At 74.2% G+C, this 13,193-nt stretch carries 11 protein-coding genes; 5 read left to right on the top strand and 6 right to left on the bottom strand.

Annotated elements, in window-relative coordinates; genetic code table 11:
* Positions 1-242, bottom strand: a 242-nt coding sequence (locus ABFX54_RS44275; protein ID WP_487047330.1) for an FAD-binding protein, incomplete at its 3' end; no start/stop codon positions are given.
* 363 nt (positions 243-605) lie between these two features.
* On the opposite strand from ABFX54_RS44275, the gene ABFX54_RS44270 reads away from it, so the two are divergent.
* Both ABFX54_RS44270 and ABFX54_RS44265 read left to right on the top strand, forming a co-directional pair.
* Complete coding sequence (locus ABFX54_RS44270) at positions 606-1,361, top strand: SAM-dependent methyltransferase (RefSeq protein ID WP_346112995.1); 756 nt, start codon at positions 606-608, stop codon at positions 1,359-1,361.
* 80 nt (positions 1,362-1,441) lie between these two features.
* The gene (locus tag ABFX54_RS44265; protein ID WP_346112994.1) at positions 1,442-2,254 is read left to right on the top strand and encodes an aminoglycoside 3'-phosphotransferase; all 813 of its coding nucleotides are present in this window, start codon (positions 1,442-1,444) and stop codon (positions 2,252-2,254) included.
* Here ABFX54_RS44265 and ABFX54_RS44260 read toward each other — a convergent pair.
* From ABFX54_RS44260 to ABFX54_RS44250, 3 genes are all read right to left on the bottom strand, one after another.
* A complete protein-coding gene (locus ABFX54_RS44260) occupies positions 2,227-4,467 on the bottom strand; it encodes an LLM class flavin-dependent oxidoreductase (protein WP_346112993.1) in 2,241 nt (746 codons plus the stop codon). The two genes, ABFX54_RS44265 and ABFX54_RS44260, sit on opposite strands and share 28 nt — an antisense overlap.
* Positions 4,464-5,390, bottom strand: a complete 927-nt coding sequence (locus tag ABFX54_RS44255; RefSeq protein WP_346112992.1) for an LLM class flavin-dependent oxidoreductase — start codon at positions 5,388-5,390, stop codon at positions 4,464-4,466. Before ABFX54_RS44255 ends, ABFX54_RS44260 begins: the two co-directional genes overlap by 4 nt.
* Before the next feature lie 143 nt (positions 5,391-5,533).
* The gene (locus ABFX54_RS44250; RefSeq protein ID WP_346112990.1) at positions 5,534-6,025 is read right to left on the bottom strand and encodes a MarR family winged helix-turn-helix transcriptional regulator; all 492 of its coding nucleotides are present in this window, start codon (positions 6,023-6,025) and stop codon (positions 5,534-5,536) included.
* 96 nt (positions 6,026-6,121) lie between these two features.
* Between ABFX54_RS44250 and ABFX54_RS44245 the strand changes: the two genes are divergently transcribed.
* Both ABFX54_RS44245 and ABFX54_RS44240 read left to right on the top strand, forming a co-directional pair.
* On the top strand, positions 6,122-6,781 hold the full coding sequence (locus tag ABFX54_RS44245; protein WP_346112989.1) for a hypothetical protein: 660 nt from the start codon (positions 6,122-6,124) through the stop codon (positions 6,779-6,781).
* Positions 6,782-7,094: 313 nt separating this feature from the next.
* Positions 7,095-7,517: a Rossmann-fold NAD(P)-binding domain-containing protein gene (locus ABFX54_RS44240; protein WP_346112988.1), complete on the top strand. Its 423-nt coding sequence runs from the start codon at positions 7,095-7,097 to the stop codon at positions 7,515-7,517.
* Between the two features lie 12 nt (positions 7,518-7,529).
* Here the strand turns inward: ABFX54_RS44240 and ABFX54_RS44235 are convergent, their stop codons facing one another.
* Together ABFX54_RS44235 and ABFX54_RS44230 are read right to left on the bottom strand one after the other, a co-directional pair.
* Positions 7,530-10,130 (bottom strand): WD40 repeat domain-containing protein, encoded by a 2,601-nt coding sequence (locus ABFX54_RS44235; RefSeq protein ID WP_346112987.1) that lies wholly within the window; start codon positions 10,128-10,130, stop codon positions 7,530-7,532.
* A 106-nt stretch (positions 10,131-10,236) separates the two neighbouring features.
* Positions 10,237-11,856, bottom strand: a complete 1,620-nt coding sequence (locus ABFX54_RS44230) for an alpha-L-arabinofuranosidase C-terminal domain-containing protein (RefSeq protein WP_346112986.1) — start codon at positions 11,854-11,856, stop codon at positions 10,237-10,239.
* A gap of 304 nt (positions 11,857-12,160) precedes the next feature.
* Here ABFX54_RS44230 and ABFX54_RS44225 point away from each other — a divergent pair, with 304 nt between their 5' ends.
* Complete coding sequence (locus tag ABFX54_RS44225) at positions 12,161-13,150, top strand: endonuclease/exonuclease/phosphatase family protein (RefSeq protein WP_346112985.1); 990 nt, start codon at positions 12,161-12,163, stop codon at positions 13,148-13,150.
* Positions 13,151-13,193 lie beyond the last annotated feature (43 nt).

Below are 13,193 nucleotides of genomic sequence, written 5' to 3'. Positions count from 1 at the left end.
AACCAGCTGAGCCCTCCACCCAGCGTGTAGCCGGTCATGCTCACGACGGGGCTGCTGCCCGCCAGCCCGGCCAGGCCGAGCGGCCCGGCCGCGGCCAGCGTCTCCCCCCACGTCACCCCGGCGCCGGCCCGGGCCACCCGCTCCTCCGCGCGCACCTCGACCCCGCCGAGCCGCCGGGTGCGCAGCAGGACGACCCCGGCGGCGTTGCCCGAGGCGCCGTGCCCGCTGGGCTGCGCGCTCACCGCCAGCCCGGCCCCGGCCGCGTACCGGACGACGGCGGCGGCGTCGTCGGGGGGCGCGGCCTCCCCCCCGGCGGGCCCCCCACGCGTGCGCGGCCTCCACCACGGCGGCCACGCGCTGCTCCACCGACAGGTTCCACGCCCTGGCCGCCTGCTCGAAACCGTCGTCGCCGGGCAGCAGCACCCGCCCTGTCACCGTGCCGCGCAGGTCCGCGTTCGTCATGTTCTCCTCCAGTCGTCATCGGCCTCCGGTCGTCCGGAGGCATCGCTATGACGGAGGCCGCGCGGGAGATGTGACGGCGAACGCCGGAGTCCGGCGGAAAAGGCTTTGGGGCGTGGCGGCGCCGTCCGGCATATTGCCTGTCCATGGAACGCGAACTGATCAGCCACCTCGCCCACGGCGACCACCCCATCGCCGCGCCCGTCTCCGAGAGCGAGCTCGTCCGCCTGCTCACCAGGGCCGCCCTGCCGCCCCGGGCCCGCATCCTGGACCTGGGCTGCGGGGAGGGCGCGTGGCTGACGAGGGCGCTGACGCTCCACCCGGACGCGACGGCCGACGGGGTGGACCTCTCCGAGTCCGGCCTGGCCGCGGCGGCCGAGGAGGCGGGCCGGCGCGGCGTGGCCGACCGGCTGCGGCTGCATCGCACGCCCGCCGCCGACTATCGGGGCGCGGAGCCGTACGACCTGGTGCTGTCGGTGGGGGCCACGCACGCCTTCGGCGGGCTCGCCCCGACGCTGGCCGCCGTCCGCGACCACCTGCGGCCGTCGTCGGGGCTGGCGCTGGTCGGCGAGGGCTTCTGGGAGCGCCCGCCGACCGCTGAGCTGCTCACCGTGCTGGGCGCCGAGCCGGACGAGTACGCGGACCTGGCCGGCACGGTGGAGCGCATGGAGGCCGCCGGATACGCCGTGATCCACGGTCACACGAGCACGCTCGACGAGTGGGACGAGTACGAGTGGTCGTGGACCGGCACGCTCACCCGCTGGGCCCTCGCCCATCCGGGTCCCGACGGTGACGCGGCCCTGGCGGCGGCGCGGGAGCACCGCCAGATGTGGCTGCGCGGCTACCGAGGCGTCCTGGGCTTCGTCACGCTTCTCCTCCACCAGGCACCACCCACCGGCTGACCTCCGCCCGTGCCTCCGCGCCGCACCCCGGGGATAATGAGTTGTCAGCGGAACCGTCCGGCTGGAAGGATCTTGTTCCTGTGAGTCGTTCCGCCGCCGCCGAGATCCCCACCGGCCCTGTCACCGTCCCCGCCGTCGTCGCCGAGCTGGCCGGTGACGACGTCATCACCCCGGTGTGGCGCAACGAGCTGGGCGGGCTGACGTTCCGGCTCGACGGTGCGCGCGGCGCCGTCCGCTACGCCAAGTGGGTCGCCGCCGGGACCCCCGAGATCGATCTTGAGGCCGAGGCCGAGCGGCTGGCCTGGGCGGGGCGGTGGGTGCGGGTGCCGCCGGTGCTCACCCACGGCGCGGACGCCGACGGGGCGTGGCTGGTGACGTCCGCCGTGCCCGGGGTGCCGGCGGTGGACGCGCGCTGGGCCGACGCCCCGGCCGTCGCGGCGACGGCCATCGGGCGGGGGCTGCGGATCCTGCACGACGCGCTGCCCGTGGCGGAGTGCCCGTTCGACTGGAGTGTCCAACGGCGGCTGCCCCGGGTGGCCGAGCGGATCTCCGACGGCGAGGGGCCCGGCGACTGGGCTCCCGAGCACCGCACGCTCACCCTGACCGACGCGCGGGCGCGGCTCGAAGCGCCTCCGCCGATCGACCGGCTGGTGGTGTGCCACGGCGACGCGTGCGTGCCGAACACGCTGCTGCTCGACGACGGCACGGTCTCGGCGCACGTCGATCTCGGCTCGCTCGGGGTCGCGGACCGGTGGGCCGACCTCGCCGTCGCGGCGTGGAGCGCCGAGGAGGACTACGGGCCCGGCCACGACGCCCACGTCTACGCGGGCTACGGGATCGAGCCGGACGCCGAGCGCATCGCGTACTACCGGCTGCTCTGGGACCTGGCCTGATCCGGCTCGGGTGAGACGTTGAAGTTGTCGCGGAAGACGTTGTCCGGGTCGTAGCGGCGTTTGAGCGCCCGCAGCCGGCGCAGATGGGCGTCCGGGTAGGCGTCGTGCAGGCGTTCCGGGCGCAGGTCGGTCTCGAAGTTGATGTAGAGGCCGGAGAAGTGGGGCAGCATCGCGTCCCAGGCGCGGTCCAGGGCGCGGCGGTTCGCGCCGAACGCGACGAGCTGGAAGTTCGCCGAGCGCCCGGCGTAGGCGGTCGCGTCGGCGGGCACGTCGGCCACGGCGCCGCCGACCGCGCGGATCGAGAAGAAGTACGACAGCCCGCCCGCGATCAGCCGGCCCACGTCGCCGGCCAGCGCGGGCGTGAGGTGGTCGGCCAGCGCGGACCTGGTCACCGGCTCGCCCTGGCCGTCGTGGGGAGCCTGCGGAGCGTTCATGATCGCCTCGTACGGCAGCACCTGGATGGAGTAGTCGAGCACCGGGGCCACGTCGGCGAGGGGCTGCAGGCGGGCGACGATCGTCTCGGCCTCACGGGAGTCGACGACGGCCATGACCTGGGCCACGGTCGGCTGTCCCAGGCGTGGGCGGCCGATGATGAGGAAGCTGGTCAGGTCGCGCGGGGCGGCCTCCATGACGGCGCCCCACCGTTCGAGGAACCCGGCCGTGTCGCCGGCGTCCATCACGAACTGGCCGAAACCCACCTCACTCACCGCGTCGGCCTCGAACTCGAACGAGGTGACGATGCCGAAGTTCGCCCCGGCGCCGCGTACGCCCCAGAACAGCTCCGCGTTCTCCTCCTCGTCGGCGCGCACCCGGGTGCCGTCGGCCAGCACCATGTCCACGGCGCGCAGGTGATCGACGGTGAGGCCGTGCTCGCGGACGAGCCAGCCGATGCCGCCCGAGGTGGCCAGCCCTCCGACGCCCACGCCGCCGTAGTCGCCCGAGCTGAGCGCCCAGCCGTGCGGGGCGAGCGCGGCGGCGACGTCGCGCCAGCGCGCGCCCGGCTCGACGCGGACGCGCCTGGTCGCCTTGTCGAGGATCTCGACGGCGTGCAGGCGGGACAGGTCGATGACGATGCCGCCGTTGTTGGTCGAACGGCCGCTGATGCCGTGACCGCCGCTGCGGACCGACAGCTTCACCGGCTGCGTACGAGCGAAGCGCACGGCCTCGGCGACCTCGCCCGGGGTGCCGGGGCGCAGGACCAGGCCGGGTGACCCGCCGCGCAGGTAGGTCGAGCGCACCCGGGCGTAACCGGAGTCCCCCGGCTCGATCGCGGTGCCGGCCAGCGATTCGGGGACGGCGTCGTAGGCGATGCCGTCGCGGCGGTGACGGCGGACGTTCAGGCTGGGGACCCGCTCCGACCTGGGGATCTCGCCCCGGGCTTCGCGCAACGCCGGGGCGACGTCGGTGGCGAAGCGGCGGATGGCGGCGGGGTCGTCGGTGGCGAGGACGAGCGTGCTGACGCCCTGGTCGAGGATCAGGGGGAGCAGGGCGGAGATCCAGCGTTCCGGCGAGCCGGTCAGCGGGCCTTCCGCGCCGATCCCGGCCGGCGGGTCTCCGGCGCCGTCGTGGGCGTCGGTGAAGCGGCCCGTGACGTGGGTCAGGCGGTGGATCTCGCGCGGATCGCGCCCGGCCGCGACGGCGGCCTGATCGATGACGGCATTGACCCCCGCCCAGTCGTCGCCGGTGGTCTGGAGCCAGGCGTCCGCCTTGGTGCCGGCCAGGCGCAGAAGGGCCGGGTCCGGGGCGCCGGTGAGCAGGATCGGAACGTTGTGCGCGGGAGCGGGCCCGCGTTCGGCGCCCGCCAGCCGATGGTGCTCACCGTCGAAGCTGAAAGGTGAACGGACGTGCGCCGTCCAGATGCCCCGTACGACGTCGATCGCCTCGTCCAGGCCGGGACCCGCGCCCAGGACCAGCTCGACGCGCCCGTCCGCGAGCAGGTCGAGGCTGGCCGCCGCCCGCGCCACGACGGCGGGGTTGAAGCCCGTCCCGCCCGTGGCGCCGGCCTCGGCGGCGAGGTGGATGCGGGTGGTGCGGGCGGCGGTCCAGCTCAGCAGCGTCCACGGGTCGAGCCCCGAGGAGCCCGGCCGGAACGACACGAGGTCGTAGCCCAGCTCCTCCCCCAGCCGCGCCCGCTCCCCGGCCGCCTCAGGACCGTCGTCCCCCGGGGTGAGCAGGAGGCCGAGGCGCAGCGGATGCCGGTAGTCCACGTTCATCGCCCCGTTCCGGCGACGCCGCTGCCGCGCGTCGCGCGTTCTGTGGCCACCAGGTCCCGTACGAGCGGCGCCACCTCCTCGCCGAACGTCCTGATGGTGGCGGCGTCGTCGCCCATGACGATGTAGCCGGACAGGCCGTACTCCAGGGTCAGCGCGGCGAGCTGCTCCGCCCACTGCTCAGGCGGCCCGGACAGGAGCCGGTCACTGCGCGGCCCGAAGCGCCCGCCGATGTTGAGCAGCCGGCGCACGGCGGCGGGCTCACGCCCCGCCTCCACGGCGGCCGCGTCGATGATCTCGTTGGCCGCGGCGATCCCGTCCAGGCTCTTCAAGAACTGCAGCGACGGCAGCCACCCGTCGGCCTTGGCCCCGGTCAGGCGGAGCATCTTCGGCTTGTACGCCCCCAGCCAGATGCCGATGTCGTGCGCCGGGGCGGGCCCGCGCTTGGCCCCGTCGACCTGGTAGTACGTCCCGTCAACGCGGAACAGGGACCGGTCGTCCACGTTCCACACGCCGCGGATGATGTCGATGGCCTCGCTCAGCGCCTCGACGGCCTGCCCTGGGGTGAGCCGCCGCCCGCCCATGGCCTCGATCGCGTCCCAGAAGGCGCCCGAGCCGAGCCCGAGCTCGAACCGGCCCCCGCTGAGCAGGTCCAGGCTGGCCGCGGCCCTGGCGAGCACCGCCGGCGGGCGCAGCGGGAGGTTGATGACGTTGCCCGACAGGCGGATGCGCTCGGTCCGCGCGGCGGCGTACGACAGCAGCGTCCAGGTGTCGAGGAAGGCCGACTGGTAGGGGTGGTCCTGGAAGGTGGCCAGGTCCAGGCCCGCGGCCTCCGACTCCTGTACGAGCGAGACGACCTCCTGGGGCGAGGCGTTCGCGGGGGTGATGAAGGATCCGAACATGAGCTCGTGGCCGTAGTCAGGCATGTGCCCTCCCCTTGCGCCCTCCGAGAGGGCAGATGCGTTGTTGTGAAGACTATCTAGATGCCAGACGAGTTGCACAACAGTAGGTTGCACACGGCCATTCCCCGCGCATGCAACTACTTTCCCGGCGTTGGCGCAGCCCCGGCTCAGGCGCCGTCCGCGAGCACCTGTTCGGCCACCTCGCACGGATCGGTGGCGGGCTCGATGTCGCGCACGTCACAGGCCACCCGCCGCAGCAGGCCCCTGAACGTCTCCCGTTCGGCCGCGTCGAGCGCGCCCAACAGGCCGTCCTCGGCCTCGCGGACGCGCCGCTCCAGCTTCTCGAACGCGCGCACGCCGTCCGACGTGGCCACGATCCTGCGCTGGCGGCGGTCGGCCGGGTTGAGCCGCCGCTCGACCAGGCCCGCCCGGACGAGGTCGTCGACGAGGTACGTCATCACGGTCCTGTCGATGCCGAGATGCGCGGCCAGGGCGAGCTGGGTCGGATGATCCCCGGCCACCACGGCGGCGAGGGTCTGGTAGCCGCGCGGGCCGTGCGGCAGGTCGCCGATCACGGTGACGACCGAGCTCTGGTACGCCCGCAGCAGCACGCCGAGCGTCCAGCCGAGATTGTCCTCACCGGACCGCTGGCTGCTCATGCGGCCCAGCATAGCCAGTGGCCGATCCCCGGGGACGTTTCAGAAAACGGTGAAGCGTGACGAAGGGGATTGCGGACGGCACTAACGTGGCCTCCCATGACGTACGGCCCTCACCAGCCCTCACATCCCGCGCCCTATCCCCCGCAGCAGCCCCCGCGCCCCTTCGGCCCGCCTCCCGTGGTGATCGACGTCGGCGGCGACGCCAAGGTGAAGGCGATGATCGGCGGCTCCGTCTCGGGCGTGATCGGGCTCTTCGTGATCTTCTCGGCGCTGACCGGGCAGACCACGGGCGGGGCGGGGACTGCGGTCGTGGCCGGGCTGCTGGGGCTGGTCTTCCTGGGCATCGGCCTGCTGCCGGTGTTCGCGTGGAAGAAGCTCAGCCGGCCGCGCAAGCTGGTGTTCGACGGGTTCGGCGTGCGCTGGGACGATCCGCGGGGCACGCCGTGGGCGGTGGCGTGGGCGGAGCTGTCGGGGGTGGGCATCTCGCGTACGCGGCAGCGCCGGGTCAAGCTCGCCGACCACATCTTCCGCAAGACGATGGTCCGGATGGACCTGTTCCCCGCCGACCAGGGGTTCCGCTCGCGGCATCCGGAGATGGAGCACCTGTGGGAGTTCCACACGGTCAAGAACGGCTATCGGCTGCCGCTCGGGTCGAACCCCAAGTACATCCCGGTCATCGAGGGTGCGGTGCGGCAGTACCGGCCGGGGGCGTACCTGGGGGTCAAGGACGAAGGGTTCATGATCGGTCTCGTCTGAGCGCCGCTGCGCGACGGCGCCGAGGCCGCCGACGGCGTTCTCCACATGGCGTACGGCGGCGACTTCTCCGATCTCGACGACATGATGCGGCGCGCCAGGACCGCGATCGAGACGCCCGGCCGGCCGCTGGAAGGCTCGGGCAGGCCGCTCATCGTCACCTCGGGCACGCTGGTCATGCCCGCCGGACGGGAGAGCACCGAGCACGACGAGCCCGACGCGGCCGGGATCGCCGCCTTCCGCATCGCCGGTGAGCGGGCGTGCCTGGACTTCGCCGCCCGGGGCGCGCGCCGCTGTGGTGCGCCTGGCTCCGACCGTGCACGGTCCCGAGGACCACGGTCTCATCCCGATGCTCATCGCCACCGCGCGCAAGACCGGCGTCTCGGCGTACGTGGGCGACGGCGCGAACCGGTGGCCCGCGGTGCACCGGCTCGACGCGGCGGTTCTGTTCCGGCTGGCGCTGGAGCGGGCGCCCGCGGGCAGCGTGCTGCACGGGGTGGCGGAAAGCCGCGTCACCTTCAGGAGCATCGCGGAGGTGATCGCCCGGGGTCTGGACGTGCCGACCGTTTCGCTGACGCCGGCCGAGGCCGCCACTCACTTCGTCAGCCCGTTCATGGCTCTCGGCTACGGCTTCGACGGGCCCGTCTCCAGCTCTGTCACCCGGGAGGCGCTCGGCTGGTCACCCGTGCACCCGACGCTGCTCGACGACCTGGAGCACGGCGACTACCCGGCCGCCTGATCCCTTGCTTTCTCACGGGCAGACGTCGCGGTACGGCAGGCCGGGCACGTGGGCCGCCCACTCCTCGCGGGCCAGCGAACGCGCCGCCTGGGCACAGGCCGTGGCCGTCACGTCGCCGGTGAGCGCGGTGGTGTCCCATTTCCAGACGGTGTACGCGTCCCCGGTGACCTGCACGAGGTCGGCCACCGCCGCCACCAGTTCCCTGCCGTCACCGGTGAACGCCAGCGCCCGCACCTCCCCGCCGTGCCCGGCCAGCGGCGGGCCCAGGGGGCGGCCGGTGGCGGTGTCCCACAGGCGTATGGTGCGGTCCTGGCCGCCTGTGGCGAGGAACGTGCCGTCGGGGGCGAAGGCCACGGCGCGGACCGGGCCGGTGTGGCCGATGAGCGGGGCGCCCTGAGGCTGGGCGGTGAGCGGAGCGCCCTGGGGATGAGCGGTGGACACGTCCCAGAGGCGGGCCCGCTGGTCCTCGCCGCTCGACAGGAGCAGGCGTCCGTCCGGGGCGAAGGCGAGGGAGGTCACGGGCAGGGTGTGGGCGCGCAGCGTGCCGCGCGAGCGGCCGGCCGCCACGTCCCACAGCAGCACGGAGCCGTCCGAGGTACCCACGGCCAGCGACGCGCCACGCGGATCGAAGGCCGCCGCCGTCACCCGGCCCGCGTACCCGGCGGGACCGACTCTCGCCTGCCCGCCAGGCATCGCCCAGATCCAGACCCCACCGCCCGCCTCCCGCCCCGCTGTCCGACCGCCCGTCCCCTGCCCCGTCGCCCCGCCTTCCGTCACCTGGCCCGACGCCCCGCCGTTCGCCTCCTGGCCCCCTGCCCCGGGGTCCTCGGACGGGACTTCGGTGGCCAGCAGGCGGCCGTCCGGGCTGTAGGTGAGGGGGCGGCCGCGGATCGAGGCAGGGCCGTCGAGGATGGTGGTGTTCAGGCCGCGGGCGGCGTCGTCGGCGCCGGAGGCGGCCAGGACGCGGCCGTCCGGGCTGAGGGCCATGCCGTCCACGAGGTCGTCGGGCCGGATGCGCAGCCGTTCGCCGAGCCGGCGGGCCCCCTTCACGTCCCACGACCACACGGCCCCGTACCCGGGTGTCGTTCCGTCGTACGGCTGGACCACGAGCCTGGCCGCGTCGGCGCTCAGGACGGCCTGGGTGGTGTCCTGCCGCTCGTACCAGCGGTCGGGCATCGGCCGGTCGGCCGGGACCTCACCGCCGGCGCCGCTCGTGCCCGGCAGGGTGAGCCGCTGCCGGACGCCGCGCGGGACCCGCCACAGACGCACCGTCGCGTCGGCGCCCGCGCTGGCCAGCAGGTCGCCGCCGGGGCTGAAGGCGACGGCGTTGACGGCGTGCGTGTGCCCGGTCAGCGGCTCACCGAGCGGGCGGCGGGCGCGTACGTCCCAGAGCCTGATCGTCGCGTCCTGGCCGGCCGTGGCCAGGACGCTCCCGTCGGAATTGAAGGCAGCCGAGGTGATCAGGCCGGTGTGGCCGGTGAGCGGCCGTCCCATGGCGCGCCTGGTGGCGACGTTCCAGAGCTGGATGTGCTCGCTGCCCGTGGTGCCGGCCAGGATCCTGCCGCCCGGCCCGAACGCGAGCGCGCCCGCCTCCTCGCGCGGCTCCGGCACGACGCTCCCCCTGGCGGGCCGCAGCGGGTCTCCCGTCAGCCTGCCCGAGGTCGCGTCGAACGTCCTGATGAGCCCGCCCGGGTACGCGGCCGCGAGGAGCGAGCCGTCCGGGCTGAACGCGACCGGTCCCGGAGCTCCGTCGAGGGAGTGCAGGGCCGCCACCGGCCTGCCCGAGCCGACGTCCCACAGGCGGGAGGCGCCGGTGGAGCCGCTCGTCGTGGCCAGCAGTTTCCCGTCGGGACTGAACGCCGTCCAGCGCCGGCTCCACGGTTCGCTCTCGCCGCCTGCCCAGCTCTCGCGGGTACGGGTGTCCCAGACGCGGACCTGGCCGGTCGCCGACGCGACGGCGAGGTGCCGGCCGTCGCGGCCGTACGCCACCGCCATCCCGTCCTCCATCCTCCCGACCGCCATCCCCCTGTCCGCCATCCCGCCGTCGGACTGCCCGTTCCCGGCTTCCCCTTGCGGCCACGGGACGGGGGTCAGGCCGTCCGTCTGCCACACGCGCAGCGGCGTGCCTCGCCCGGCGGCGGCCAGGGTGGTGCCGTCGGGGCCGAACGCGACGGCGTGCATCTCCCCGGAAAACCCGCCCAGCACGGCCAACTGCGGCGTGACCGTGGCCGCACGGACGGCCGCCTGAGCCTCGACGGACGTGGGCACGATACGGGCGGAGGCGACGGCGAGCAGCCTGGCGAGCTGCGGTGACTCGACGGCCATGGCCTGGCTCTGGGAGCTGAGCTGTCGGCTGAGTGCCTGGTCACGCTCGACGCGGGCACGATCACGCTCGTCCCGGACGGCGCCGTTCACGACCACCAGTCCACCCACGACGACCAGCAACACCACCACCAGCGCGGCCAGAACAACGACCGGCTTGGCCGGACGCCACCCCCGCCGAGCGGCCACCGCATCCGAGAAGCGTCGTGACACCCGGCCGGCGAGTGCCGGGTCCGGCGGGTCGTCCGAGGCCGGGCTGGTGGGTGGTGGGTCCGGGGAGTCGGCTGGCATCGCGGTCCTCCACGGGGCTGCGGACTGGCCACTCGTCACGCTAGTGAGACGGTGGCCTGCCCGCCCCTGACCGTGAACGCCTTGGTTCCGTTCCGGCTGACCGTGCTCACAGGGACAGCACGGTCACCGAGTGCGGCGGGATCGACCACGTGCCGTCGTCGGCCTCGACCCTCCCGAGGTCGCGTACGGCGACCGTGTCCGGCGCGCTCAGTGTGTTGACCGCGTCGAGGCCGGGCACGTCGGCGCCGAGGGTGCGGATCCGGGCGGCGGCGGGCGAGGGGCCGCCGTCGAGGACGAGCCGCAGCCGTACGGCGGTGTCCCGGTGCCGGTTGACCACGGCGAGGCGCAGTGAGCCGTCGTCGGCGCGGGTGGCCGAGACGTCCAGGTAAGGGACGGTCATGGGCGCGGTGAGCAGACTGCCGTCCGGCCCCCGGTTGTCCCCGAGGACGACCGGGGCGGTCCGAGACGGGCCCTCGACCTGGCAGGGCAGCACGGTACGGCCGGTGTGGTGCCGGTAGAGGTACCAGATGTGGTAGATCGCCGAACGCACCGCGCCGCCTGGCCGGGCGACCACGAGGCCGTTCGCGTTCACCAGGTTGACGGGGTTGGCCATGGCGACGGGGGCGGGCAGGCCGGCGGTGCGGTGGATGGCGTGGAAGACGCCGGCGCAGAAGAGCGCGTCGGCGACCGTCCTGGGGCTCCACCGGTTCACCCGCACGGCCCCAGGGTTCCCGTCCCACGCGGTGGTCTCGCGTGGGGCGATGCCGCCGTCGTCGCCGGGCCGCGGTTCCGGCCAGGAGGCGGGTTCGAGGTGGCGCATCGTCCACTCGTCCAGCGCGAGCGCGGGCGGCCGGTCCAGCCCGGCGTCATGGGCGAGGGCGGTGACGAGCTGGGAGTAGGCGTGGATCTCACGTTCGAAGTAGAGCGACTGGGCCACCACCGCGTCGTAGTCGTCCCCGGTCCACAGGTGGGTGCCGGCGCCGTACAGGTGCAGGGACAGGTAGTCGAGCAGCGAGCCGGCCCGCTTGAGCAGCGGGCGCGTCCACTCCTCCTGCCGCCACGGGATGCCGACCCCGACCAGCTTGACGCCCGGGTCGACCAGCCGCATGAACAGGGCGTGCTCCCGCGCGGCGGCGGCGTACTGCCCGGCCGTGCGGTGGCCCATCTGCCACGGCCCGTAGACCTCGTTGCCGACGCCCCAGAAGCGCACCTTCCACGGCTCGGCCCGGCCGTTGCGCGCCCGGCGCGCGGTCAGCGTGGTGTCGCGGGCGGAGTTGGTGTACTCGATCCAGCGCACCGCCTCGTCCACGTCCCGCGCCGAGTGCACCAGGTACGGCTCCGCGCCCACCGCCTCGCACCAGGCGAGGAACTCGTCGGTGCCGAACCGGTTGGACTCCTGCCCGCCCCACGCCAGCTCCAGCCGGCTGGGCCGCTCGTCCCTGGGGCCGACGCCGTCCTCCCAGTGGTAGGCCGAGGTGAAGTTGCCGCCCGGCCAGCGGATCGGGCCGGGACCCAGTTCGCGGCAGAGCGCCAGCACGTCCGTACGCACGCCGCGCAGCAGACCGGGCTCGGTGACCGACAGGGGCGAGCCCTCGTCGAACACCCCGCCCTCGATGTTGCCGAAGAAGGCCGACTCCAGGAAGTGCCCGTAGACGTCGTCGTCGATGCGGCCCGACGGCCGGTGGGTGTCGACGGTGACGATGGCCTCGGGACCGTGGACTGGCATATCAGGAAAACTCCGTTCTCGTCGTGGCCGGCGTCGTTCCCAAGCCGCCGCCGGTCTCGCGTCGTGGCGGCCCCGGATCGGGCCGTCGCGTGGATCGGCGGGATCGCGGCGGCCTGGCCCGGCCGCCGTCCCTCTTCCCGCTCATCCACGGGAACCGTCATGCCCACCCCCGGCGCCCGCTGACCGGGCTCACGCGAACGGGCGCACCGGAGCAGTCCTCGACCGGCGATGCGGAACAGTCCTCATCCGGTGTGGAGAACGCTCCTCATCCGGCGTTAAGAATGGCCGCCTAGCGTGGGCGGCTGTGCTGGTGCGAGACGACGTGGAGACGGCGGGGGCGGCGCGGCCCCGCCGGGTGTGGCGGGGCCGGGCGGTCATCGGGGTGAGCGTGCTGTTCGCGGCGGGGACGGCCGTGCGGGCCGGCGGGTGGGAGGCGGGCCCGCTGCTGGTGCCGCTGGTCTCCTTCACCCCCTACTTCGGAGTGGCGGCGCTGGTCGCGCTGGTGGTCGCGGTCGCCGTCAGGAGCCGGGCCGCGATCGCGATCCTGCTGGTGGTGTGCGGGTGCCTGGCCTGGTTCGTGGTGCCGCGGGCGATTTCTGGCCAGCCGGCTTCAGGCGGGCGCGTGCTGCGGGTGCTGACGGCCAACCTCAACGGCGGGCGCGGCGACGCGGCGGTGATCGTCGATCTGGTACGCAGGCTGGACGTCGACGTGCTGAGCATCCAGGAGCTCACGTACGCGGTCCGCGACCGGCTGTCGGCCGCCGGGCTGGAGCGGCTGCTGCCGTACCACGTCGGCCAGGCCGACTTCCGCGGCCCCGAGGGCAGCGGCGTGTACTCCCGCCACCCCCTGACCGAGCGGACCGGCCTGTTCCGGCCGGTCGGGCACCACATGCCGGTGGTCGAGGCGGCGCTGCCCGGCGGCTCGCCGGTGGAGATCGTGGTCGTGCATCCGGTCGCGCCGGTGCCCCGTACGGTGCCGGAATGGGAGGCCGGCGTCGCCACGCTGCCGCCCGCGCCGTCGTCGGGGCCGCCGCGCGTCCTGGCGGGCGACTTCAACGCGACCCTCGATCACGCGGTGCTCCGCCGGTTGCTGGACACCGGCTACACCGACGCGGCGGCGGCCACCGGGCAGGGGCTCGTTCCGACCTGGCCGCACGGACGCTCGCTGCCGCCGCTGGTGACCATCGACCACGTGCTGACGGACGCGCGGTCGGCGGCGGTGGGCGTGCGGGTGTTCGACGTGCCGGGGTCCGATCATCGTGCGCTCTTCGCCGACCTTCGAGTGAAGAGCTGACCATTCATCGGATATCTGCCGCTTATTTCGCTTCGGGCATGAC

The organism is Nonomuraea maheshkhaliensis, from assembly GCF_039529435.1.
Classification (GTDB): Bacteria; Actinomycetota; Actinomycetes; order Streptosporangiales; family Streptosporangiaceae; genus Nonomuraea; species Nonomuraea maheshkhaliensis.
The sequence above is the reverse complement of the archived record's forward strand: the minus strand, read 5'-3'. Positions and strand labels throughout refer to the sequence as shown.